The sequence below is a fragment of the uncultured Rossellomorea sp. genome, from assembly GCF_947488365.1.
Taxonomy (GTDB): Bacteria; Bacillota; Bacilli; order Bacillales; family Bacillaceae_B; genus Rossellomorea.
On sequence record NZ_CANKZT010000001.1, the window covers coordinates 227,563 to 252,989 of the forward strand.

Genomic DNA, 25,427 nt, shown 5'->3' on the forward strand with positions numbered 1-25,427 from the left:
CTTTTCTTCACTATCATTGTCTAAGTTATATCTAAATATTGCAACCAATCAACCTTAATTATACGGACTATACTTCTTAATTGCTTGAATGATTGTTTTCGTTTGGAAATATGATACAAGGAAGGCAACCATGGTCATGATAGAACCAATTGTGTATATAAGTTTCGAAAATTGCTTACTTGAATTTTTTCTCAAAGGAATCACCTAACCTTCAAAATTGTAACAACACTCTCCTATTATCCCCATTTTAAAAAGAAGTATGAAATGGAAAAGAACCGCTTATCCAATCATATAAAGTCATGACCTGGCATATGTTGATAGTACTTTTTGTGAAAGGGGTGATCCAATGTATAACCCCCACTATTCATTTAATCGTGCGGTGAGAAGTGAAGATTGTACCTTACCGTTTTGTGCACAAACCAATGATCCTGCCCCTCTCTTTATTGCTGAGGCGTATGATAACGCACAAAAGAAAATAAACACCGTTAACTTAGAATCGTATCGGGGCAAATGGGTTATTCTGTTTTTTTATTCCAGCGATTTCACCTTCGTTTGACCAACTGAGCTGGCAGCGGTCGCTGCTATTCACCCTAAATTTCAAGCACTGCAAGCTGAAGTTCTCGGGATAAGTACAGACAGTGTTTACGCCCACAAAGTTTTCACTGAAGTATCCCCGTCCGCATCTAAAGTGCAATTTCCGTTAGTGAGTGATCGAAATCATCAAATAAGTAAAGCTTATCGGGTATTAAATGAGCGTGCTGGTGCTACGTTTAGAGCCACCATTATCATCGACCCTGAAGGCATCATTACATCTAAAATGATCTATCCGCCTGAGGTTGGGCGTAATACGTATGAAATATTGAGAGTACTGGAAGGTATACAATTTGGAAGAAAAACAGGAGCGGGCGTTCCTGCCAATTGGCTGCCGAACCAATCCGGAATTCAGAAAGATCCTGACTTCATTGGAAAAATATAAAAAGCCGTCCCTGTCGATGAGACGGCTTTATTTTTTATGCTTCCAATAATTTAATAAGAGCTTGAGTACCGCTGTTCTCCTCACCTTTAAGAGCCAAATCTTCATATAGTGAAAGGGCTAACTCTAACCCAGGTGTCTTAATGTCCATTTCCTTGGCTGAATCCAGGGCAATCTTAAGATCTTTGATAAAATGCTTTACATAAAAACCAGGAGCATAGTCTTCCTTGATCATTCGTGGTACCAGATTAATTAAGGACCAACTTCCTGCTGCCCCGGACGTGATACTCTTAAGAACATTATTAGGATCCAAGCCTGATTTCTTGGCATAAAGAAGGGCTTCACTGACTCCCATCATGTTAGAAGCAATCGTGATTTGGTTACACATCTTCGTATGCTGCCCCGCCCCTGCTTTTCCTTGATATACAACATTTGTACCTAGAAGGTCTAATAGAGGCTTTACAGTTTCGAATGGTTCTTTGTCTCCTCCTACCATGATAGAAAGCCTTGCTTCTTTTGCTCCTATGTCTCCCCCGGAAACAGGGGCATCTAATGTGAAAACCCCTTTATCAACCCCATATGTGTAGATTTCCTCTGCTAATCTTGGAGATGATGTGGTCATATCGATGGCAATCGAACCCTGTTTCAAGTGATGAAGAATTCCACTTTCACCAAGGTAAATTTCATCTACATCAGATGGATAGCCCACGATCGTAATGACTATATCCGAAACTTCAGCAACTTCCTTTGGAGTGTCAGCCCATTTTGCACCGTTTTGTATAAGCTTTAATGCTTTCTCTTTCGTGCGATTGTAAACGACCATCGGAAAACCAGAATCGAGTAGATGCCCAGCCATGCTTTGTCCCATCACACCTGTTCCAATAAATCCAATGACGCTTTCCTTCGTTAATTCCTTCATTTACTTCATCCTCCCTTTGCATTTCTTCTATGTATATTTTTAACTAGAACTCTAAAAATGTCCACTCCTGGATTTATTTGATTCAACCCCCGATGTTTAAATTCATGTACGCCGGGAAAATAAAGAGCATACTAAACAAACTCTATTATTGGTAGGAGGAGAAAAAATGAAAGTAAATAAAAGCTTACTTGTGGGTGCGACAGTTACGGCTGGTTCATTAGGATGGATTCTGTCATCAAAAGAGAAGCGTAATCAGCTGCATAATGTAAAAGAAGGATTGGTTACGAAATTCAAAAAGAGAAGAAAAGAAGATTTACCTGTAGAAAAAGGCGGTAATCCGGATCCCGCCAATATCGAAGACAATTCCATGGTGAGTGAAGGAGCCATGACATCGGTTCAATATTATAATGAGAAGAAACAAGATTAAATAAAAGCTGAACGCGGGGATTGAATCTCCTCCCTCGTTCAGCTCTTTTTAATTCAGTGTAAAAAAATAAACCGTTACAAATAGAAGAACAACAGTTGCAACAATGGCCATCATCTTAATAATGGCATCTGCGGACACAAATGTTTGTGTGTTTATATGCTTTCTCGTCCTATAATAGTTAACAGTTGATCCAATAATGATAACTAATCCAATGATGAGAGCGATAGCACTGATGGCAACGGCGATTCGATCTTGGACCGCATCCCCTTGAAGCGAGTTATAATGCAAGCTTGTTGTTAAGAAACCGATCCCTATGATGGCAATGGCTGTTCGAATCCATGCCAGAAACGTTCGTTCGTTTGCTAAGTGCTGCTGAATATATTTTGATTCATTGGTTTCATTCATGATTTCCACTTCCCTGGTTCTTCCATTCCATGCAATCATCCCCCTCTAATTCGGGGGATGATTTGTATATTAGTTGCTTATCCTTTATTTTAAACATTATGGTTTTTATCCAGCTGGCCAGCTAGAAGTTAAGGATAGCTTTCTTGTTATCTGACAGCACACCGGTTTGGTCCTGTTTCCATTTCCCGTTTTTCATCTTCTTCAGGATCCATTTTACCCATGTTGGTTTCACGAATTTTTTCATAGCTATTCGGTTGAGGTGGAAGATTTTCTGTGACCGTTTTTCTAAACTCTTTTTCATCTTCAATATTCAAACCGTGATTTTCCTTATATAGATCACTTAGAAGATGTGAGACTGATCCATCTTCATTCATCTCGTCTATCGTCATAAAGTGTGCAGGTAATACAGTTAACTGATCCTCAAGGTTTTTGTATCTGGAATACAATGTTTTTCTCAAGTCCCCTACCCAATCTTCTGCTTTCCCGGCTAAATCAGGTCTACCTATTGAATCAATAAATAGAATATCTCCTGTTAGCAAATAGTGGTGATCTACAATAAAGGAAGTGCTTCCTATCGTATGTCCAGGTGAGTATACAGCTTTAATGGTTGTGTCGCCCACTTTAATGACAGTATCATCGTTTAATTCTTCATATTCGTACTGAACTTCCTCTGCATCTTTAGGTGGTAAATAATAAGGAGTATTGTATTCATTGCTCAAAGTTTTACCGCCCGAAATGTGATCAGCATGCAGATGTGTATCAAGTACAGCTTGAACGGAAACTTTATGATCTTGAATAAATTCCTTATAAGGTTCTAGCAGTCGGCTGGGGTCAACGAAAGCCGCTTCTCCATTTGAGATGATGGCATAGGATAAACATCCTTTCCCGATCCGGACAAATTGATAAAGTGCACCGCCTGAAATATCACCTATTTTAACAGGCTCTAAATATTCACTCCAAGCCTGCATGCCTCCTTCAACGGAATAAATGTTGTCCATCCCGGCATCAACAAGCATTTCTGCCGTTTTCGTCGAGGAATTTCCCTTGGCACAAATAACATAAATGGCTTCATCATTCGGTAGTGTAGATTGAATAGATTGAAGGTTGTCTTTCAATTCGGAAAAAGGCTTGTTAATAATTTTTACATTCTTGCCCTCAACCTTCCAATCATCAAAGGCATCTTTCGGGCGGACGTCCAGAATAAACATCCTGTCTCCATTAAGTATCTTTTTAGTAAGTTCCTTTGCAGTCAATTGATTTACTGTAGTTGTCATATTATGAATTCCTCCCTTATCCTATTTTCATCCCATCGAAAATAAATTATCCTATTTCCCACATTTTAAACCTATTGGGGTATTACAGAATTGAATATTCACCATACTTTGATGAAAATCAGAGAATAAAAGGAAAGAATTATTCAACTTTCCCTTCCCATGCGAGCATTCCACCATTCATATTGATTACGTTGAATCCTTGATAGTCGAGAAACCTTACAGCTTGACTACTTCTACCACCGGATTGACAAACCACAATGTACTCTTTCTTCTTATCTAATTCATTCATGCGAAATTCCAGTAGTCCTAACGGAAGGTGAATACTAGTTGGAATTTTCCCGGTTTGCACCTCTGCAACCTCTCGAACATCAATGATATTTAAGGGTTCTCCAGCTGACAATCGTTCAATCACTTCATTTGGTGAGATTGTTTTCATTTACATTCCCTCTCTTTATTTAAAATTGTTTTCTTATAACGCACTTGCTTTTCATTTAGAATTAAGATTATCGTTCACCTTGTAATAAAAAACCCTTCTTATTCTGTAAAAACAAAGTCTAAAAATAGAACCTCATTAATTGGACCAGGAATTCATTCCACCCTTACCATTTGTAACAGATGTGAACCCTTGCTGATTAAGCACCTTGCATGCATTGGCACTTCTCATTCCGCTTTGACAGATCACGATGGTTTCTTTGTCTTTTGATAGTGTGTGAGCGTTTTGTTGTAAAGATTGTAATGGCATATTTTTAAATTGGGCAATGTGATTATGTTTGAATTCTCCTGGTGTTCGTACATCAATAAACTGCTTGGAGGTATCCCCCAGCAATGGTTTTAATTCATTCGTTGAAATTTGGTTGATATTTTCACCTGGTTTTTTCATTCTCAAATAAAGAAAAATAAGTACAGCCAATAAGGTTAATCCTATAAACTCCAAAATAAGCACCTCACCTTTTTTATTTAGCTCGTGATTGCCAAAGCATTCACTTTATATCTATATAATATACCCCGATAGGTATTAAGTCAAGTGCAACTTATTAGACCCCTATCCCCTTATAGAACATCTTCATAGAAAAACCGACTCTGACCTTAGAGTCGGTTTACTTATTTATAGATAATAATAGTAACGTTTATGTGGGCCTTTAAATGGGCTGTTCACGATTTGCCCTCCAAGAAACCCTAATCCTAGACCAATTAATCCTGCACCGATTGGATTTATACCATATCCATAGCCGCTTCCTGGCACGTAAGGTGATGGACCGAAACTTTGCTGTGGAAACCCTGGTGGCGGATACCCTTGTGGTCCATACCCACTATATGGCGCATATCCTCCGAAACCCGCCACTTGATCTTGGTAATCTGCCCAAGGTCCATATCCCTGATAGCCATTTCCACTGCCGTAATTAAATCCAGTCCCATTATTCGGAAATCCTGAGCCGGAATTAAACATGTTCAATAAATTTTTTCTGTCTGTGGTTCCCCTCTCATACATCTTCGTCACTCCTCTTTATTAGCCTATTAATAAATGGGAAAAGGGGAAGGGCAGATGTCCCTGCCCAGGGGAAAAGTAGTGGACAAATGAAGGAATCCATTTCTTAATCCCTTCCTGTATTTCATGCTAAAATGGTGAAAACTGAAGATATGTGGAAATAAACCTTATATCATAAAAAATTCACTAATTGCGACTATAATAAAACTCAGCAATTGCCTATGTTAATGGACGGGAGTGATTTACGTTGAAAAAATGGAATGTCTTAATTGTAGATGATGAACCTGAAATGAGACAGCTAATCAAACTATATTTAAAAAGGGATCATTATTTCTGTTTAGAAGCAGAGAATGGTCTCGCTGCTCTTGATCAACTGAAGAAAACACATGTGGATATCATGGTTGTGGATATTATGATGCCCTTCATGGATGGTTATCAGTTGCTAAAAGAGGTTAGGGAAACCAGTCAAATCCCCTTTATCTTCCTTTCTGCAAAGGGCGATGATTTAGACAAGGTGAAGGGACTTAAGCTGGGAAGTGACGATTATATGGTTAAACCGTTTAACGCCGAAGAACTTGTTGCACGAATCGAAACGATTCTGAGAAGATCTTACGGAACTCAATCCAGTCAACAGTCGATGATTGAGCGGTATGGGCCAGTGTCATTTAATTTAGCATCCAGAACTGTATCCGTTGGTGAACTTTCACCTCGATTGACCTTAAAGGAATATGAACTTTTTTTGTTCCTTGCCCGTAATCAAGGCAGGGTGTATAAGAGGGACCAGCTTCTCGATCAAATCTGGGGAAGTGACTATGAAGGCAGTGATCGTACAGTCGACACCCATATTAAAACATTACGACTTAAATTAAAGAGCTACGGCCATTTGATTGAAACCGTGTGGGGCCTTGGCTATAAGTTCGAGGGATCAGCTTGAAAAACGCAAACCTGACTCTCAATAAAAAAGTTTCTCTTCTATTATTAAGCAGCTTATTTTTAACCATTGTCTTTTCCTTTCTTTTTATTCATTTTCTCTACAAAGATTTATATATTGGCACGGTTAAGGAGTCACTGCTTTATCAAGGACAAAGAACAGCTGCTCACTATCACTACGGTGACGTAAGCGGAAGTGTAAGGGATAAAATTCTTTGGTATAACGTAATTTCCCCTTATGAAGTGTCTGTTGTCGAGAACCTTGACGACTTAACAAAAAGTTTCCCCTATCTTATTGACCAAAAGCCTCTCATCAATAACGATGACAAAAGTGAATTGATCAAAGGTCATCGGGTAATGAAAGAAGGATATGTAGAAGAGTTTGATCGGAATGTGATTGGAGCGATCTTTCCTCTAATGAATGAAGAAAGATTAATGGGGTATTTACTTATTTATATCCCCCTGGCTGAAATGACGGAGGTCTTTAGCAAGGGGATTCCTATATTGGTCCTCACTGGGGTAATGTTTTATTTTGTACTGTTCCTAATCATTCAATCTTCTTTAGGGTCATTATTTAAACCTGTCCGGGAAATGCAGCTGTTTTCGAATAAAGTAGCCAAAGGGGATTTTTCGGACAGGCTCAATGTCACCTCTAAAGATGAAATGGCGGAGCTTGCACTAACATTCAATAGTATGGTCGACTCACTTCAACATCAAGAAGAACGAAAACGTCAGTTTCTTTCGAATGTTGCGCATGAATTAAGGACCCCCCTTACTTATATTGGAGGATATGCAAAGGCATTGACTGACAGGGTACAAACGAATCCTGAAGAAATGGAAGAAAGCCTGCACCTGATTCAAAAAGAAACGATACGGATGCAGAAATTAATTACAGAGCTACTGGAATTAAATAAATTGGAGGATGCCTCTTTTTCTTTAGATATTGAACCGATTGTTCTCTCTCAGTTCATAATGGATTCTTTAACACTCATTCAGCCTCATGCCGAAAACAAAAAAATTGATGTGCAACATCAGTTAAATGAAGAATCGATCATTAATGGGGATCCCAACCGGGTTATGCAGGTGTTTTATAATATTTTTGATAATGCATTGAAATATTCTCCTGAACAGAGTCGGATAATCATTCAATCCTATGAGGAAGATGGAATGGCTGTGGTGAAAATCGAAGATGCCGGAATTGGGATTCCAGCAGAATCTTTGTCTCAAATCGGGGAAAGATTTTTCCGATCGGATTTGTCGAGAACCAGGAATACGGGAGGATACGGTCTCGGTTTATCAATAGCGAAAGAAATCATGCATAAACATCAAGGTTCTTTGTCAATAGATAGTGAAGAAGGCAAAGGAACAACAGTGTATCTAAGGTTCCCTTTGCTTGAAATATAACGAAAAAGACTGAGTCACGTGCTGACTCAGTCTTCTCGTTATGCTGCATACAAATAGTCCATCACCCAAATAGATTTTTTATTGACTTAAAGAAATTAGCGATGGCCTCTAACAAGCCGGTAAAGAAGTCCGACACTTTTTGACCAAAACCTTCATCATTCACAATGTCTTTAATGGTAGTTTGGATATCTTTCGTTAAGTCGTCCAATTGTTGTTGAACATTATCAAAATTTATATCAAGTGACCTCATTTTTTCAAACAGGTCGATTAATAGCTGGCGATCCTCCGGGCTGAGCTCGATGTTCAGGGTTTGGAGCTTTTCTTCGACGATTTTTTCAACTTCTTCTTTCGTAGCTGGATCTTGTTCGGCTATTTCCTTCTTGATTTCAGTTAACAGTTCGCTAACCTCTTCCTTATCAATCCCGGCTTCTTTAGCAAGTTCTGTCGCTACGGTTAACTCCTCGTTGGCTACCTCCATGCGGACTGTATCAAGCTTCTCCCCACTGACATCATACGCTTTATAGATTCCCACCAATGCAGAGTGTCCGCTTACCTTTACAGGAGAAGCTACATCTACTACTGCGTTCTCAACCCCCGCAGTTAAAAGAGCATTAGAATACATAGAATTCGTCACTTCCGTGATATTCCCGGGCGTCACAATATTAACCTTTAAACCTTCACCTTTATCTTTTCGTGTAATCATGGCAGAGGAGAACATACGGGCATTTCGGTTTTCACCGTCAATATACTTCACCAAGTCTTCGCCTGTTGCCATAAACTCTTCTACTTCTGTCCCCTCTTCAATTCCTAATTGAGCCTGAACCTCTTTCTTTTGTTCATTAGTAAGTGTTTCTCCATAAACGACGATAGGTAATCCGAATTTTTCATTAATGCTTTCTTTATCATTATCTGCCGCCGATGCCGGCTGAATGAGGCCCACCATTAGTGAAAACAGTAAGGCAATACCAATCAATTTTTTCATAAATCATTCTCCCTTTTCATGTTGGATGGATAATAGAGCTGTTCCATTCATCCATTGTACTAGTGTCATTGAATATGTTCATCCATCCAGAGTCTTATTTCTAGCAATTGATTAGACGCACAATACCAGATGAAAGTTACAATGACTTTTTGTTAAATATTATAACAACCACGGATCTACAACACAAAAAAGAGCTTAGTTCTGTTCACAACAAATCTTCTTTTAAAGCGAAGATGCAATGTAAATAAGAACTAAGCTTAAATAGTTTTATAGTATATCGAGCCAGATTTTAATCGCTGTAGCCAGGATTAAAACGGCTAAAATCATTTGAAGAATCTTTGTATTCATTTTCTTTCCTGCCATAGCGCCCAGTGGAGATGCAATCAAACTAGCTACCACCATGATCATAGCGGGTAAATAGTCCACTTGACCCGTCGATATCTTACCAATCGTTGATCCAATTGAAGATATCAACGTAATTGCCAGGGATGAGGCAATTGTCATTCTTGTCGGAATTTTAAGAACAACAAGCATGATCGGAACCAACAGGAAAGCTCCGGCAGCACCAACGATGCCTGCTCCAATACCAACGATCAAAGCTAGTGTTGCAGATAACCATTTGTTAAATGTAACGTCCTCGAGTTTTACATCATCTATTCCTTTTTTTGGGATGAACATCATGATAGCTGCAATTAATGCAAGTATTCCATACACAATATTTATTCCAGCTTCACTCATGAATTTAGATCCGTACCCGCCAATGAAGCTACCGATTAAAATACTCACTCCCATGTATGTGATAAGAGTTTTATTAAGATAGCCTCCTTTACGGTAAGCCCAAACCCCACCAAGTGTGGCAAAGAATACTTGAACTGCGCTAATACCTGAAACTTCGTGTGCAGTGAATGTTGCTACTCCAAGCATTGGTGGAATATAAAGGAGCATGGGATATTTAATAATGCTCCCCCCGATACCTACCATTCCTGATATATAAGAGCCGACAAATCCGATTAGAAAGATCGTAATAATAAAGGCCAATTCCATCGTATAGTTCCTCCTCTTCTAGTAAAACAGGAACCTCTTTAGCAGGTTCCCATTTTGATTATTTGTTTAGATTTGTACGATAGATTAACGAACAGCACAACGGTTTGGTCCAATTTCCATCTCACGCTGTTTCTCTTCATCCGGAGTTACTTTACCCATGTTTGTTTCACGAATTTCTTGATACGCGTTTGGCTGAGGTGGAAGGTTTTCAGATACCAGCTTTCTGAATTCTTCTTCGCTCTCGATATTTAAACCATGGTTTTTTGCAAATAATGTTCCCAGCTTTTCACCTACAGATCCATCTTCATTCAATTCCTCAATAATCATAAAATGAGCCGGTAAAACGGTAAGCTCCATAGAAAGGTCTTTATATCGTTTGTATAGACTTTCTCTAAGATCTGCTACCCAATCTTCTGCTTTCCCGGCAAGATCCGGACGTCCGATACTGTCCACAAATAGAATGTCACCTGATAATAAATACTTTCCATCAGTGACAAATGACGTTGAACCGATTGTATGCCCCGGTGAGTAGAGAGCTGTGATATCTATCGTTGTATTTCCAATCACGACTTTATTCCCGTCTTCAAGTGCTGCATACTCAAAGGTAACTTCTTCAGCATCTTTAGGAGGTAACCAATAGGTAGCATTTGTTGCTTCTGCAATGTTACGTCCTCCAGAAATATGATCGGCATGCAAGTGAGTATCGAATACATTTGTAATCGTTGCGCCTTTTTCTTTTGCGAAATCGATAAAGATATCAGTCATACGAGTAGCATCGACGATCGCTGCTTCACCATTTGACACGACCATATAGGATAGACAACCTTTACCTAAACGAACAAATTGATAAAGCTCCCCGCCATTTGTTAATTCACCCACTCTGACAGGCTCCAAATGTTCGCTCCAAGCTTTCATGCCGCCTTCAAGGTAAGAAACATCTTTCCCTTCATCTGAAAGCATTTCCGCTACCATCATAGAAGAACCTTCTTTCGCACACACGACAAGAACGTCTTTATCCGTTGGAAGTTGATTCATTATTTCTTCTACACCATCTAAAAGATCGAAGTATGGGATGTTCAGATATTCAAATTTTTCACCTTCAATTTTCCAATCTTCAAAGGCATCTTCATTACGTACATCTAAAATGAATAAATCTTCTTTTTTCATTACTTTTTGTGCTACTTCTTTTGAATTCATTGGTTTAACTGCCATTCATTTAACCTCCCTGTATTTGTGGTATCTTCTTACTTCACGTTCGATTCAACGTCTCCAGTCCAATCGATCATACCTGGAACTACATTGATTACATTAAGAAACCCTTTTTCAGCTAATAGTTGCGCCGCCATGTCGCTTCTGTTTCCTGTACGGCATACTACATAAATATCCTTGTCTTTATTAAGTTCATCCACTCGGGTTTCCAGTTCTCCAAGTGGCATTGAAATCGAGCCTGGAATATGTTTGAATGCATATTCGGCCTTTTCACGGACATCCAGTACGACGATATTTTCATCGCCTAGTTTAGTAGACAATGTTTCATTATCTGTTACTGACTCATGTTTACGCTCTACAGTCTCTTCCCCGCTTGATTTGCGGACAAAATGTTTCAGAACATCTCCTTCTTCAATGGTTCCGAGATAATCGTGCCCGGAACTTTTTGCCCACGCTTGAAGATCGGCCATTGATCCTTTGTCTGTTGCCTGAACTTCAATCACTTGGCCTGCTTCCAGGTTATTCATGGCCTTTTTTGTTTTTACAATCGGCATTGGACAAGCTAATCCCTTTGCATCCAATACGAAATTTGATTCAATCGTGTTCATATATAAAACCTCCAATTACCTTATAGGGTATATTTCATTGCAAAAAAAATTAGATGAATAGGTTCACGTTACCATTTTCAGCATCCGCTAAATACGCAGCTACTCCAGCATACTCGATTTCCTCTAATAATTCGTCTTTGTGTAATCCTAATAAATCCATTGTCATGGTACACGCAACCAATTTGATTTCTTGTTCCCTTGCCATATCAATTAAATCAGGTAAAGGCATAGCATTATGCTTCTTCATAACACCTTTGATCATTTTAGGGCCCATGCCCATGAAATTCATGTTTGATAATCCTAGTTTATCTGCACCACGAGGCATCATCCCCCCAAATATTTTCTCCATAAATCCTTTTTTCACAGGCACCATCTCTTCTTTTCTTAAAGCATTCAGTCCCCAGAATGTATGGAAAATGGTTACGTCATGATCATAAGCTGCAGCCCCGTTCGCAATGATATATGCAGCCATCGCTTTATCGTAATCTCCACTAAAGAGAATAATATTGGTTGTTTTTCTTTCAGTCATTGTATCTCCTCCTATTTACTGTAAGGGGTATTGATCCCCTTAAAAAAATTTAAACTTTTTTAATCCAGAATGTAAATACATCATTTTCTTCATTTGAATCGAGCAATTCATGTCCTGTAGATTTAGCCCAGGCTGTCAGGTCACTTTTAGCTCCTTTATCCGTTGTTTGAACCTCTAAAATTTGACCAGCTTCAATTTCTTTTATTGCCTTTCTTGTTTTCACAATCGGCATTGGACAAGCTAATCCTTTAGCATCTAGTACTTTATCTGCGTTCATTAATAATTCCTCCTAAGAATGATTGTTTTTAATACCCATAAGGGTATATTATATGATATAAAAAAAGATGTCAACTCTTTTCTTTATCGACTCTTAACTAATAAATTCACAGCTTCTTTTACAAGGTCTTCCGTATTTTCACCAGTCTCTTGTGAATCCCTTACGCATTCAACAAGATTCATACTGACAATTAAGCCTACGGAACGGTCAAGAGCTGTTTTTGCTGCGGAAAGTTGTGTAATAACGTCTTTACAATCTTCCCCTTGCTCCATCATTCTTACGATTCCACGGAGCTGCCCTTCAACACGTTTAATTCGATTCTGAACTTGTGAATTGTATTCCATAAAGACACCTCCTGTTGGCTTGTTGTTTCTTGCTACAATTACAATAATATACCCCGTTAGGTATAAAGTCAAGGAATAATCAACAATTTTATTAAAGGGAATGGATGATTGTAGAAATTATTATGATCGTTTCGGAATGACAGGCCATGCAGCCACAATGAAAAAAGAACTTGAGTACGATTCTCACTGTACTCAAGCTCCTTAGTCAATAACCTATCATCCATTCCCTTCATTATATAAGATAAAAGGACACTTGCCTTTTTGCCATGTATTCGACTCGATTTTGAATAATAGCGACAGGTTCCTCCAGATAGATCGGCACAATCTGATTCCATTCAGGAATGTATTGCTTGATGTTGAACTCCATAGCATAGCAGGTATTTGCTGTTAGTGGCAGGTCGCCTTTTATCGGGATATCTCTTTGTTGATCATATAATCCCATTATGGCCCCTGCTTCATGACAGTGGTTTCCTAAGGGGTGAGAATAAAGCATCGCCTCAATCCCCTCATCGCTTGCCTTTTTCATTACCCGCTGAAACACTTCGTTTCCTGTTCTACCCACTCTCATTTCTTCTGATACAATATCCTCAAACCTTAAGGCTGACTGTAACGCTGATTGAATTCCTTCAGGAGCGTTTTCTTCGCCTGGATAGAGAACGTAAGCAAGCTGCTGAGTGTCTGTCGCTAAACCAAGATAACGAATACCAAAATCCAAATGGACAATGTCTCCACATCGTATGATTTCCCCCTCTAATCGATCCATATCAGCACCTTTTCTTTGTAAATCGACCGTAGGGTAAAATGACGTTTCCATTCCTAAATCCAAGACGCGTTGCCTTATCCAATCGACTACATCTTCAGTCGTTGTGATACCTGGATGAATCACCGCTCCCGATAAAGCTTCTGCTGCTATTTGCCGCGCCAGCTCCGCTATTGAAGGATAGGCGATGAGTTCTTTCGATGTCCTCATTGATAGCCAATCAACTATGATGTGTTGGGCAGATACAAATTTATGAGTGTACTCATCTAGTAACATCCCCAAATGTTGGTAAAACGAATGACTTAAACCATCCCCTGCGGCAAAGGTAGTGGAATAGTTTAACGCAATTGTATCAGGGTCATGATCTTCTACTAGTCGTTTGAGGCACTCCCATTGATCACAATCTTCGGGATTCCATACCCGTTCATAAAACGGCTCAAAGTTCGGATTGGGGTGCAGTACCCATCTTTTTACCTGTTGATTTCCGTCGAGGAAGAACACCAGGATCGTCAATCTTCTTGAACTGTCTATTGATGATGGATAAAGCGTCTTCAGGACAGGATCTTCATTATACTCCCTGCCCGCAATAATCCACATATCTAGATTATGTTTTTTCATTAACGAAGGTAAAAGGGTATTAAGTCGGTGAAATAGCCAACGATTCTGTGTTTCTTCTCTTTTCTTCAACGGGAGAATTCCCGGTAAATGCTTCATGTCACTATTCCTCATGGGTATCACTCCCTTATTCCAATGTTTTCATTACACTCTTTCGACAAAAAATGATTTATCCCTTCTGAAAAATAAAAATGACCGTTAGAGGAAATAGCCTAACGGTCATTGGTTGAAGAGTTCATATGTATGCTAAATGCTTCGTTCACCTAAAAAAACTTCTTTTTGTAGATGGTCTACAAAATTTTCAAGATGCCGGATTGAACAGATATCTTCTTCTAGTAGTGGAATCCGATATAACGTTTGGTTTGTAAACTTCTCCATCATCATCTTTAAATATAGCTTTTCCTGCTCTTTCCTTTTTTCCAAGAACTCTCCATCCGCCTGAATGGGCAGGATCTTATTTATGATCAGTCCCCCTATATTCAATCCGTAATTGGACATCATTTCAATGGCCTTCTCAGTTTCAAGTATCGGGAGCCTTTCGGGAATGAGTACGAAAATGAATCCTGTTCTTTTTTGATCCAGAAGAATCCCCCGTACTTTTGAGAACTTTTCACGACGCCTTTGCAGCACATCATAAATGGGATCTTCGACCGGCTCCCCATCATTTAATAGTTGTGAATAATTCTTATTTGTTTTCTTTCGCCTTTCAAGCATCCCGTCCATCCATACTCCCATCAATTCGGGAAGGGATAATAGTCGGATTGTGTGGCCTGTAGGGGCTGTGTCAAAGATGATTTTATCGAACTCATTTCCTTCTTCGAGAATGATGGAAACCATCCGATCAAATAATGCAGCTTCTTCTGCCCCGGGTGCCGAGGCAGCCATATCAATTTGACGGTGTACCTCATTCACCATTTTTGATTTAACCATTCCCTTTAAATTCCGTTTCACTCCGTTGATATATCGCTGTGTTTCGATGTGTGGGTTTATTTCTATTCCCCATAGATTTTCAAGTAATGGCGTTTTATATTCCATGATCTCTTGATGGAAGATATCACCTAAATTATGAGCAGGATCCGTTGAAATGATTAACGTCTTCTTCCCCATATTCGCAAACATTACGGCTAAAGCAGAGGCAGATGTTGATTTTCCTACTCCTCCTTTTCCTCCTACAAAAAGAATTTTCTGGTGTTGTAATTCATTCATGTACATATCCCCCTCACTTTACTTCAACAACATCTGATGCCATCCAAGGGTGAGTGCTCCATTCCCATTCTTAAATGCCAATCATGAAATTTCTCTATTATATACGGATAAAGTTCCAATGTGTAATAAAAAACGGGATTCGGCAGGCCTAGCATATCTGAATAGAGCAATAATAAGAATAAATCATCCTCATCTCTTAATTCCCTTGCAATTTCCGTTTTATGAGGAAGGCGAATCATGTCATCGTAAAGCTGTATGATTCTTTTGAACTTTTCTTTCATAGACGAATCCATTCGTGCTCCCCTCCTTAAAGATGTCTCTGTAATGTGGCATGATAATTTAGATTATCTTGTAGATAATGACCATTAATGAAAATAGCTTGTCTTTTAATTGAGAAGAGAAGGTAAAAAAAAGCTTTATATAGAGGTATATGCTTTCTTCTCACCTGCCTCACCAAATAATAGATGATGGCCAAGAGATTTCTAGGGTCGCAGTATAGAATGGACACGGCCTCCCGATATTTTTCACTTGTTTCACAATAAAGTTTTCCAAGGGAACTTCTTTCGTGATGATGATGAGAGAAATCATGTTTCATTGTGATGAACCTGTCACCACTTACTCCACCACATCACCCCATGCCTACTTCAAGCTCTGAGCGAATCATTAGGACTTCTACCATACATAATCCCTCCTTCAAAAGGATGTAGAAAAAGGGGACTCGAGCACGAGTCACCCTTATCTTATAACTAAGCAGAGAACTGTGAAGGGTCATCTCCCTTTTTAGACAGTGAAGATGCAGCAGTAATAAGGATCCACAAGGTGAAAATCAGAATGATACTTCCAAAGATAAAGAGCAGCATATTCCCTTCTGATTCACCGACACCTGACCATTCAAACACGACTTGGTTAATCATCGCCCATAAGGTCATGAACATAAGGAATACCATTGGAATTAAGGTAGCTATATAATTCCTTCCTTGACGCTTTAGCCAGATGGTAATGAGAAGTAAACTGATTCCTGCAAGCAATTGATTCGAAGTACCAAAAAGCGGCCATAGCAGGTATCCACCTGACCCGAATCCTTTAGGGCCTTGAGGTAATAAAGTTAAGGCTGCACTTGAAACGACGGCAATCGTCGTTGCAACATGAGCATTTGTTAAAGGATTTACGTTGTACTCTTCTCCCAACTCGGCAATGATATAACGCATCAGTCGAACAGAGGAGTCCAATGTTGTTGCTGCGAAGCTCACAATGATCACTGAAACAATCGTAGCTGCGATATCCGCCGGAATTCCAACACCTGTAGCAAGTTGTCCGGCTCCTTGAATGAAGACACCCAAACCGGCACCACTTGCTGCAGCAAAACCGCTGTAAGTGGCTTGGAATTCTTCCACGTTCGGGAAAAATGTTATACATGCAATGATCGCAATCAATGCCAGTGCCCCCTCCCCAACAGCACCTAAATATCCTACAAAGCGTGCATCCGTTTCTTTGTCCAACTGTTTTGACGATGTACCAGAAGAAACCAGGCCGTGAAACCCGGAAATCGCACCGCAGGCAATTGTGATAAATAGTAACGGGAACCAGGAAACATCTGCAGCTCCGTTCGTCATTGGTGCTGTAATTTCAGGATTTGTAAACAGGAGGCCAAGATATAACAATCCTAAACCAACAATTAATTGATGGGAGTTGATATAATCACGTGGCTGCAATAGCTTCCAAACAGGTAGAGTTGAAGCTATGTAGACATAAATCATCAGAATGACGATCCACACCAGGAAAGCCATGCTTGTTGAACTCAAGCCAAACAATGATGTGGCCTCTTGACCACCGAAATAACGAACTAAATCTATTTGCAAAAATCCAACCCGGCTGGCAATGACAGCTGATGCATACATGACTGCCAGTGCTACGATTGAAGGTAGCAACATGCTGCCATTTCGCTTATAAACCGAATACCCAATCCAAACTGCTAATGGAATCTGAATGAACACCGAAATGACACTAGCAGGGAAAGTAATGAACAGATTTGCAATTACCCAGGCAAAAACTGCGTTCACCATCAACACAAGAATTAAAATAATAAATAGAAAAAGTACTTTTGCTCTTTTCCCTATTAACTTATTGGCTAATGAACCGACGGATTGTCCTTTATTTCGAACTGAAAGAACCAACGTTCCAAAATCATGCACCCCGGCTGCAAATACTGTTCCTAATATGACCCAAAGAAATGCTGGAAGCCATCCCCAGTAAACGGCGATTGCAGGTCCTACAATCGGAGCCGCCCCCGCTACAGAAGTAAAATGGTGACCCCACAGAACAAACTTATTCGTTGGGACGAAATCGACACCATCTTTATATTGGTGTGCCGGCGTCACATAATTGGGATCCAGACGGTACACCCGCTCAGCAATAAGCTTGGAATAATATTTATACCCAACTAAAAAAACAAGCCCTCCTATTACCGCCAACCATATTCCACCCATCAAATTCCTCCTTTTTATTATAAGTTGTATACATTGAAATATCTGAATTTTTAGAATGTATACGCTTACTACATTTTACATTGGGTTTTTATGGATTTCAATGAGAACATTTACTCTTATTCGGTCTTAGAACTAAATAAAAAGACAGATTCAATAATAGAATCTGCCTTAAGGTTATACGACGTATATGCTATCTTCATCTGTGGGATCTACCGCTTGGGGTATGTCTACTGTGGTTCTTAATATGGTTTTGTTGGAATCCGATGTTTTGGGATGATCGGAAGATGTAGGAAATATAAAAGAGATTCTCTTTTCTTCACCCGCACGGATTGTACCGATCTTATCTAGGATAATCGTGTCCAAATCTTTTTCATGATAGGAAAAATCACTATCTTTTTTATCCTCCTCATATTTCTCTAAAAGCAATAACTGAATTTCATTAATAGGCTGATCGGCCATTCCCCCGACTAAAACGACTTCCCCTTCAATCGAATCCCCAGGAGAAATTTCAGTTTTGTGCACAATTGTATCCACTTTTACATGTCCTATCCCTATACTGGACAAAAATTGTTTAATCATTTTTCAGCCACCTTTCCTATACCTAATTATCTTTACCCTATCATGTACCCTTCATATTCGTCTATTCCTACATATTCTGCGAGTATTCGGCAAAGAATATGAGAGAAACATTGGAAAGGAGTGAATAATATGAAAAAAATGGTCACATCTATTTTAGCTGTCTTCATGATTAGTCTTACTGTCGGTACATTTGCAGCAGCAGAAGGTGAGCCACAAACGCCTAAGGTAAACCTTACTGAAGAACAAAAAACGGAGCTTGCCAAGTTGCATGAACAAATGTATTCAACCAAAAAAGAACTTGTGAACAAATATGTAGAATATGGCGTCTTCTCAAAAGAACAGGGAGACAACGTACTTAAAATGATGGAAGCTAAGTATCAAAAATTGAAAGAAAATGACTACATGATGAGATGGCATCCACATCCACATCACGGTAAACAACTGAATCACAAAGAATAGGAAAAATGGTGGAAGGGTCTCCTCCCCTTCCACTCCACCCCAATATCTGCCTCACCCCACTGGAAAGAGGAAAAGTTTCTCACATTTCATTCTGCATGTTCCCTCAATATCAGAATCAGGAATGAAACACCATACAAAATACCCATAAAAAATATAATTATAGGAATATTCAAAACATTCATCCTTTTAATATGTTACTATTTTAATAGCTCATTTACATGAAAGTAATGAGTTATTAAAGCCCAGTCAGAGGAGAAGGATCATATGACAATCGGTTCTAAAATCCGCTTTCACAGACTTAAACGGAATTTAACACAAGAAGATTTATCAAAAGGGATTATTTCCGTATCATATCTTTCCAAACTGGAAAACAATCAAGTTTCTCCGTCAAATGACATAATTAATCTGCTCTGTGAGCGATTAGGTGTAAATAATCTGCTTGATAACCCAAACCATTTGAACAAGCTTCTAGAAAACTGGAACCATGCATTGCTGTGGAATAAAACAGAGGAAGCTGAGTCCATCAATAAGGTCATTAAGAAGGAACTTGAACAATCGGATGACCTCACTCCTCATTTATTCCATAAGATCCTTTGCTTCCGTGTCCATTTAATTAAAGGGAGCCTTCAGAAAGCTTTTGAGCATATGATACAGATCCAAGCCAATTATAAAGAACTCTCAGATACGCTTAAATTCTATTATCACAAATACAAAGGGAATTACTATTATTTGATTGAAGAGTACGATAAAGCCCAAGGAGAACTGAAAGAAGCTGAAACCTACTATGTACTTGGTAATGTGATTAATGAAGAGGAACGGGCAGATTTATATTATTTATTCAGCTTAGTCTTGACCCGCTTAGGCACGTACCGTTTAGCAATCTTTTATGGAGAGAAGGCACTTTCCATTTTCCAGGGCGTCTACTACCAGAAAAGATGCGCTGAGGTACATTTGATTTTAGGGATTTGCTATCGGCGTATACGTTATAGTGAAGAAGCAATGAAGCATTATGAGTGGGCCAATTTCATTTCACATTCCATAAACTATACGTCATTAAATTCCAAGGTGGAGCAGAACCTAGGGTATTTGAAATCATTTATGAATAAGAGTGAAGAAGCCATTCAGCATTATTTGCGAAGCATTGAATTGAAAGATTCAGACGAAGAAGGAAAGTTATACTCCATTCTCTCTCTGGTCAAAGAATATTATAAAAAAAACCAATTTTCAGAGGTGCGTTTCTGGTTACCTAAAGGATTACATCTTTGCTCTAAACAAAAGTACCCGGATAAATTCTATCAATTATCTTATTATCAGTTTGCTTTAAATGATTTCCCACAAGGTTTTGAAACGTTTATGAAGGAGTATACACTGCCCTTTTTTAAAAAGAGCGGCTCCCATCTATTATATGCTGAGTATTCTAAATTCCTTGGTCAGTATTACCAGGGGATTAGAAAATATAAACATGCAGCATTTCATCTAAATGAAGCGAATGTCATTTATGAAGAAATGTTAACTTTATAGGAGGTGAAATGATGAAAAAGTTGAAAAAGTTATTACTAATCACCAGCCTGACTGCTATGGCACTCTCCGGTATTGTCGTAATCAATGGCAATGAAGAAGAGTTCCCGCCATTCTCTAGTAAACTATAAAATAATACAGGACTAGCCTAATCCGGGCCAGTCCTTTTTCTATTTTTATTTCGCTTTTTTTGCAAAAGATTGTTGCTTTTTAACATACGCTCTGCAAGGCCCTGTCAATTAGCGTGTGCTGGATGGTGGGGGGAACTGCCCCGCTGGCAGCTAGCGTTCGGCCGAGCCTACTCAGTTTCGCTTCAATGGTCTCGGCACGCCCGTACTTCCTCAGGACCTAGTCAACTCAATTCCATCTCTTCATTAAGTACTTCATAAACATTATCAATGAAATTTTCTGAATAAAGAGATATAGTTAGTATTGAATACATATTAAGGGGGATTTCAGATGAATCATGCATTTGAAAAAAAATTAGAGAGATATGCAGATTTAATCGTACAGGTAGGACTAAACCTGCAAAAGGATCAGGAACTATTGATCTCCGCACCTGTTACAGCGTACAAGTTTGTTCGCCTTGTTACTGAGAAGGCATATGAAGCCGGGGTTTTAAATGTATTAACGGACTTCTACGATGAAGAGTTAAAGAAAATCCGCTTAGAGAATTCTTCTGAGGAAGGATTGAGAGTGTTTCCTGATTGGAAAGCAAAAGGATATATCGAGATGGCAGAAAATAATGTGGCTCTCCTGAATTTGGCAGCACCAAATCCTTCCCTATTAAGAGATACAAATGCTAAAAGGGTTGCTATATTAAATAGAACATCAGCGGAAGCCATGAAAGATTTTTCTGCATATATAGGCGGGGGGAAAATAAGCTGGTTAATAGCTGCGTTCCCTACAGTCGAATGGGCTCATACCGTTTTCCCGGAACTTTCTCAAGAAGAAGCAATTGATAAACTATGGGAAAACATTTTTTATACAACAAGAACAGATAAAGAGAATACAGTTGCCTTATGGGAAACACATATTAGTAACCTCAATAAGAACGCCGACCGTTTAAACCAAAACAATTATAAAAAGCTTCATTATAAAGGACCTGGAACAGATCTTACAATTGAATTCCATCCTCAAACGAAATGGATCAGTGCCCAGTTCACAAATGATCAGGGAATTCCCTTTGTTCCTAATCTACCAACGGAAGAAGTGTTTACAATTCCGGTTAAACATGGTGTGAACGGGGTAGTTTCAAGCACGAAGCCACTTAACTATAGCGGTACGTTAATTAAGAACTTTTCACTAACGTTTAAAGAGGGAAAAGTCGTAGATTTCACAGCCGAGGAAGGGTATGAAACCTTAAAAAATCTACTACAAACAGATGAAGGGTCTTCCTATTTAGGAGAAGTGGCATTAGTTCCCCACAACTCCCCTATTTCTAATACAAACATTGTCTTCAATAACACACTTTTTGATGAAAATGCTTCTTGTCATATAGCGCTGGGGAGAGCCTTATCCGTCTGTGTAGAAGATGGTAATAGTATGACGGCTGAACAGTTACGGGAAGTAGGTTTTAACGAAAGCATGATACATGTAGATTTCATGATAGGATCGGATCAGTTAGATATCGACGGCCAAAAGGAAGACGGGACGATCGAACCTATTTTCAAAGCTGGTGATTGGGTTTAAAATTTTGATTTCCAAGGGAGAATAAGGTTAAGGCTTAAATGCTTCATTTAAGCCTTTTTTTAATGTCATCATACAATTTCGACTTCCACATACGACATTAGGACGTACACATTTAAATACTGCCGCATTATTGGTAAAAGTTACATATAATATGACAAATAAATTTCTTTATTAACATATTCAATACTTCACGAATACTTTACAATAGAAGTATACCTTTTTAAAGGAGCGGTTTCCTTGTCAATCAATCATAAACATTCGTTTTTGTGGAGTGGCATAATCTTCACTTTCTTCACTTTATATATCATATTTCGCACTACAAATGTACAATCCAGTGAAAAGCCTTTAACAGCTGAAGAAAAATATCCTACCGTCTTTGTACACGGGTACAAAGGTACATACAATTCTTTCAGAACGATGTTAGAACGATTTGAAAACCAGCATGGCTGGGGTCAAAAAACGTTGGAGATTTATGTATCTGAGAATGGCAGTGTAGTGTATAAAGGATCTCTTTCCACAAATCCCACTTCACCTCCTCTCGTTCAAGTCATCTTTGAAGATAACCGTGCATCATTAGAGAAGCAAGCAATTTGGTTAGAGAATGCAATGAAGCTCTTGTACCACCAATTTGACGTTTCAAACGTAAATATCGTAGGACACTCCATGGGTGGGCTTGCTTCAACTAAATATATTCTAAATACAAGGGATAACTCATTTGTTCCGAAGACCCATAAATTTATTACGATTGCTACACCTTTCCTTGGCGTTACCAAGGAATCTTATGACCAGATTAATACAGGCGCAGCTGTTATTGACTTAAAACCAGAATCACGGGCATTGAAAGATTTATTTATGAATCGCCATTTAATCCCTTCCTATATACATGTATTATCCATCGCAGGATCAGGTGATGATGTGGTAAATGTTCAAAGTGCTATGGGCAGTCAATCACTATTTGAAGAAAGTCATTTTCAATCCAAGATCGTTTATGATCCATCTATTTCTCATAGCGGCTTACATGAAACGATTAAAGTAGACCGTCTTGTTGGAGATTACCTATGGAGTAAATAAGGGAAATTTTCACTTCCGTACTCAAATAGAGTTTCTATTCTGATACGGAAGTTTTTTTCTGTGCAGTTGCGTAAAATTCTTTTACGTTCTATACTACACAAGACTAAACCTCAAGGTTAGGATGAGTAGAATGACAAAAGAAAGAATCATTAAAGCAAACCCTAAATACATACAACAATTCCAGAAAGGTTTTCCCCTCATAAATAAAGAAAATGTGACATCATCAATTGAGCATGTAGAAGACGGAGAAATTTTTAAGCTTGTTGACAATAAGAATACCTTTATTGCAAAAGGCTACTTCGGAATTCAGAACAAAGGGATCGGCTGGCTTCTGAGCTGGAAAGAACAAGAAGAAATTGATAAAGACTTTATCTTTAAAAAACTTCAAGCTGCAATCAATCAACGACTTCACTTCTTCTATAGTGAAGATACTACAGCATTTCGGGTATTTAATGGTGAAGGAGATGGTTTCGGGGGCATCACCATTGACTACTTTGATGGATACTATCTCGTTCAATGGTATTCAAAAGGAGCCTATTCATTCCACGAAGAGGTTATGCAATCGTTAAGAGAATTAACGGATTTCAAAGGGATTTATCAAAAAAAGCGGTTTGCACAGGAAGGGAAATATGTGGATGAAGATGATTTCGTTGAAGGAAACCGTCCTTCATTCCCCCTTCTCGTCAAAGAAAATGGCGTTCAATTTGCCATCTATTTAAATGACGGGGCCATGGTAGGGGTTTTCCTTGATCAACGTGAAGTGCGCAAACGAATTCGCGACTCTTATTCTGAAGGAAAACGGGTATTAAATACGTTCTCTTACACAGGAGCATTTTCTGTTTTCGCTGCACTCGGTGGTGCATCTCTGACCACCAGTGTAGACCTTGCTAATCGCAGTCTAAGCAAAACGATTGAACAATTCAGTATAAACGGGATTGATTATGAAGCACAAAACATCATTGTGGAAGATGTCTTTAAGTACTTTAAATATGCCGTAAAAAAAGAACTCTCCTTTGATCTTGTGATTCTTGATCCACCAAGCTTTGCCCGCTCAAAGAAACATACATTCAGTGCTGCAAAGGATTATAAAGATTTGTTAAAGGAAGCGATTGCCATTACTGAAAAAAACGGTACCATTGTGGCATCCACTAATTGCAGTACATTTAATATGAAAAAATTCAAAAGCTTTATTGAAGCAGCCTTTAAAGAAACCAATGGTAAATACAAAATACTTGAAGAGTACACTCTGCCAGAAGACTTTAAAACCCTCAGTCAATACAAACAGAGTGATTACCTTAAAGTCGCTTTTATTCAAAAACTATAATAGATAGGGACGGACCTTTCAAAGGTCCGTCCCTATTCCTGTTTGTTTATCTGTAGGATAAGTCCTACTCCCCTTATTTATTTTTGTAAAGAATCTGTGGTAAGATTTCATTGATAAGTATACGTTCATTGCTTTCCATAAATGACAGAATACTCTGTCATTATTTCCTCGGAAACCGCAAAAAGCGACACACAATAAGGATATTTTAGAGAAAAAGATCGAATGAGGAGGTTTGCTGATGAAAAAAGCTGTTTTTCTCGATCGTGATGGAGTAATCAATGAGGTAAAAACCGAGAGAGTGACATTTGTTAATACATCAGATCAATTTTATTTCCTGCAGGGAGTTCTTGAAGCGATTAAATTATTGACTGACTCCAACTTTCTGATTTTCGTCGTCACCAACCAGGGTGGAGTTGGGTTAGGATATCTCTCTCATGAACAACTTGATTCCATACACGATTATATGGTGAAGGAAATTGAAAAGGCTGGTGGATTCATTCAAGAAGTTTCTTGTTGTACTCACAAGCCACACGAGGGTTGTGAATGCAGAAAGCCTGAAGCTGGGATGATTTTGGACTTAGCCAAAAAGTACGATTTAGATACTGCCCGATCATATATGGTAGGTGATCGCGATGTAGATATTGAAGCTGGCCGCAAAGCGGGATGCACTACTATCTTACTTGCAGACGGGCCCTCCCCTCTATATAACGCCGATTACATGTTTACTAACTTAATGGAAGCTGCTGAATTAATTGTCACTAATAAGTAAGTCCCCTTTGTTCCTGTAAGGACGGGACACCATTTTCTTTTCCCATTCGTTCAGCAAGAATAACCAAGAACTATAAACATATAAAGCTATAGCATCTGGGTGTTTTATGTAAGTATCGAGCCTGTTTTATCGTTTTC

Annotated in this window: 28 protein-coding genes; 10 read left to right on the forward strand and 18 right to left on the reverse strand. The window is 38.9% G+C overall.

Features of this window, described 5'->3' with window-relative positions:
* Positions 1–346: 346 nt before the first annotated feature.
* Positions 347–976 carry a peroxiredoxin gene (locus Q1B03_RS01225; protein WP_299737301.1) on the forward strand — a complete coding sequence of 210 codons (630 nt, stop codon included), beginning with the start codon at positions 347–349 and terminating at the stop codon, positions 974–976.
* Between the two features lie 34 nt (positions 977–1,010).
* Here Q1B03_RS01225 and Q1B03_RS01230 read toward each other — a convergent pair whose 3' ends face one another.
* On the reverse strand, positions 1,011–1,892 hold the full coding sequence (locus tag Q1B03_RS01230) for an NAD(P)-dependent oxidoreductase (protein ID WP_299737303.1): 882 nt from the start codon (positions 1,890–1,892) through the stop codon (positions 1,011–1,013).
* Between the two features lie 166 nt (positions 1,893–2,058).
* Here Q1B03_RS01230 and Q1B03_RS01235 point away from each other — a divergent pair, with 166 nt between their 5' ends.
* Entirely contained in the window at positions 2,059–2,319 is a 261-nt protein-coding gene (locus Q1B03_RS01235; RefSeq protein ID WP_299737306.1) for a hypothetical protein, read from the forward strand.
* Positions 2,320–2,367: 48 nt separating this feature from the next.
* Here Q1B03_RS01235 and Q1B03_RS01240 read toward each other — a convergent pair whose 3' ends face one another.
* The 5 genes from Q1B03_RS01240 to Q1B03_RS01260 all read right to left on the reverse strand — a co-directional run bounded on the left by Q1B03_RS01240 (position 2,368) and on the right by Q1B03_RS01260 (position 5,487).
* Positions 2,368–2,763, reverse strand: coding sequence for a YidH family protein (locus tag Q1B03_RS01240; RefSeq protein ID WP_299737308.1), 396 nt, complete (start codon positions 2,761–2,763; stop codon positions 2,368–2,370).
* Positions 2,764–2,870: 107 nt separating this feature from the next.
* Entirely contained in the window at positions 2,871–3,998 is a 1,128-nt protein-coding gene (locus Q1B03_RS01245) for an MBL fold metallo-hydrolase (protein WP_299737310.1), read from the reverse strand.
* A gap of 139 nt (positions 3,999–4,137) precedes the next feature.
* A complete protein-coding gene (locus tag Q1B03_RS01250) occupies positions 4,138–4,434 on the reverse strand; it encodes a rhodanese-like domain-containing protein (RefSeq protein ID WP_299737312.1) in 297 nt (98 codons plus the stop codon).
* Positions 4,435–4,569: 135 nt separating this feature from the next.
* Positions 4,570–4,908 (reverse strand): rhodanese-like domain-containing protein, encoded by a 339-nt coding sequence (locus Q1B03_RS01255; protein WP_366141267.1) that lies wholly within the window; start codon positions 4,906–4,908, stop codon positions 4,570–4,572.
* 195 nt (positions 4,909–5,103) lie between these two features.
* Positions 5,104–5,487, reverse strand: coding sequence for a hypothetical protein (locus tag Q1B03_RS01260; protein WP_299737317.1), 384 nt, complete (start codon positions 5,485–5,487; stop codon positions 5,104–5,106).
* Positions 5,488–5,731: 244 nt separating this feature from the next.
* Between Q1B03_RS01260 and Q1B03_RS01265 the strand changes: the two genes are divergently transcribed.
* On the forward strand, positions 5,732–6,418 hold the full coding sequence (locus Q1B03_RS01265; protein WP_299737319.1) for a response regulator transcription factor: 687 nt from the start codon (positions 5,732–5,734) through the stop codon (positions 6,416–6,418).
* A complete protein-coding gene (locus Q1B03_RS01270; protein WP_299737322.1) occupies positions 6,415–7,818 on the forward strand; it encodes a cell wall metabolism sensor histidine kinase WalK in 1,404 nt (467 codons plus the stop codon). The genes Q1B03_RS01265 and Q1B03_RS01270 overlap by 4 nt, the downstream gene beginning before the upstream one ends.
* A gap of 61 nt (positions 7,819–7,879) precedes the next feature.
* Here the strand turns inward: Q1B03_RS01270 and Q1B03_RS01275 are convergent, their stop codons facing one another.
* From Q1B03_RS01275 to Q1B03_RS01330, 12 genes are all read right to left on the reverse strand, one after another.
* A complete protein-coding gene (locus tag Q1B03_RS01275) occupies positions 7,880–8,800 on the reverse strand; it encodes a DUF1002 domain-containing protein (protein WP_299737324.1) in 921 nt (306 codons plus the stop codon).
* 267 nt (positions 8,801–9,067) lie between these two features.
* Positions 9,068–9,844, reverse strand: coding sequence for a sulfite exporter TauE/SafE family protein (locus tag Q1B03_RS01280; RefSeq protein WP_299737326.1), 777 nt, complete (start codon positions 9,842–9,844; stop codon positions 9,068–9,070).
* Positions 9,845–9,928: 84 nt separating this feature from the next.
* Positions 9,929–11,056, reverse strand: coding sequence for an MBL fold metallo-hydrolase (locus tag Q1B03_RS01285; RefSeq protein WP_299737328.1), 1,128 nt, complete (start codon positions 11,054–11,056; stop codon positions 9,929–9,931).
* A 32-nt stretch (positions 11,057–11,088) separates the two neighbouring features.
* On the reverse strand, positions 11,089–11,661 hold the full coding sequence (locus Q1B03_RS01290) for a sulfurtransferase TusA family protein (RefSeq protein ID WP_299737330.1): 573 nt from the start codon (positions 11,659–11,661) through the stop codon (positions 11,089–11,091).
* 49 nt (positions 11,662–11,710) lie between these two features.
* The gene (locus Q1B03_RS01295) at positions 11,711–12,190 is read right to left on the reverse strand and encodes a DsrE/DsrF/DrsH-like family protein (protein WP_299737332.1); all 480 of its coding nucleotides are present in this window, start codon (positions 12,188–12,190) and stop codon (positions 11,711–11,713) included.
* A 49-nt stretch (positions 12,191–12,239) separates the two neighbouring features.
* Complete coding sequence (locus tag Q1B03_RS01300; RefSeq protein WP_299737334.1) at positions 12,240–12,467, reverse strand: sulfurtransferase TusA family protein; 228 nt, start codon at positions 12,465–12,467, stop codon at positions 12,240–12,242.
* Positions 12,468–12,550: 83 nt separating this feature from the next.
* Complete coding sequence (locus Q1B03_RS01305) at positions 12,551–12,811, reverse strand: metal-sensitive transcriptional regulator (protein ID WP_299737336.1); 261 nt, start codon at positions 12,809–12,811, stop codon at positions 12,551–12,553.
* A gap of 232 nt (positions 12,812–13,043) precedes the next feature.
* Positions 13,044–14,300, reverse strand: a complete 1,257-nt coding sequence (locus Q1B03_RS01310; RefSeq protein WP_299737338.1) for a M24 family metallopeptidase — start codon at positions 14,298–14,300, stop codon at positions 13,044–13,046.
* Between the two features lie 132 nt (positions 14,301–14,432).
* The gene (locus tag Q1B03_RS01315) at positions 14,433–15,392 is read right to left on the reverse strand and encodes an ArsA family ATPase (RefSeq protein ID WP_299737340.1); all 960 of its coding nucleotides are present in this window, start codon (positions 15,390–15,392) and stop codon (positions 14,433–14,435) included.
* 23 nt (positions 15,393–15,415) lie between these two features.
* Entirely contained in the window at positions 15,416–15,673 is a 258-nt protein-coding gene (locus tag Q1B03_RS01320; protein ID WP_299739558.1) for a cory-CC-star protein, read from the reverse strand.
* Between the two features lie 465 nt (positions 15,674–16,138).
* On the reverse strand, positions 16,139–17,878 hold the full coding sequence (locus Q1B03_RS01325) for a carbon starvation protein A (RefSeq protein WP_299737342.1): 1,740 nt from the start codon (positions 17,876–17,878) through the stop codon (positions 16,139–16,141).
* A gap of 174 nt (positions 17,879–18,052) precedes the next feature.
* Complete coding sequence (locus tag Q1B03_RS01330; RefSeq protein ID WP_299737344.1) at positions 18,053–18,457, reverse strand: sporulation protein; 405 nt, start codon at positions 18,455–18,457, stop codon at positions 18,053–18,055.
* 129 nt (positions 18,458–18,586) lie between these two features.
* Between Q1B03_RS01330 and Q1B03_RS01335 the strand changes: the two genes are divergently transcribed.
* From Q1B03_RS01335 to Q1B03_RS01360, 6 genes are all read left to right on the forward strand, one after another.
* A complete protein-coding gene (locus tag Q1B03_RS01335; RefSeq protein ID WP_299737347.1) occupies positions 18,587–18,916 on the forward strand; it encodes a YckD family protein in 330 nt (109 codons plus the stop codon).
* Positions 18,917–19,180: 264 nt separating this feature from the next.
* Positions 19,181–20,437, forward strand: coding sequence for a helix-turn-helix transcriptional regulator (locus tag Q1B03_RS01340; RefSeq protein ID WP_299737349.1), 1,257 nt, complete (start codon positions 19,181–19,183; stop codon positions 20,435–20,437).
* Positions 20,438–20,893: 456 nt separating this feature from the next.
* Positions 20,894–22,126 (forward strand): aminopeptidase, encoded by a 1,233-nt coding sequence (locus tag Q1B03_RS01345; RefSeq protein ID WP_299737351.1) that lies wholly within the window; start codon positions 20,894–20,896, stop codon positions 22,124–22,126.
* Positions 22,127–22,363: 237 nt separating this feature from the next.
* Positions 22,364–23,197, forward strand: coding sequence for an alpha/beta hydrolase (locus Q1B03_RS01350; RefSeq protein ID WP_299737353.1), 834 nt, complete (start codon positions 22,364–22,366; stop codon positions 23,195–23,197).
* A gap of 130 nt (positions 23,198–23,327) precedes the next feature.
* On the forward strand, positions 23,328–24,521 hold the full coding sequence (locus Q1B03_RS01355; protein WP_299737355.1) for a class I SAM-dependent rRNA methyltransferase: 1,194 nt from the start codon (positions 23,328–23,330) through the stop codon (positions 24,519–24,521).
* Positions 24,522–24,759: 238 nt separating this feature from the next.
* Positions 24,760–25,290 (forward strand): HAD family hydrolase, encoded by a 531-nt coding sequence (locus Q1B03_RS01360; protein WP_299737356.1) that lies wholly within the window; start codon positions 24,760–24,762, stop codon positions 25,288–25,290.
* The last annotated feature ends 137 nt before the right edge of the window (positions 25,291–25,427 follow it).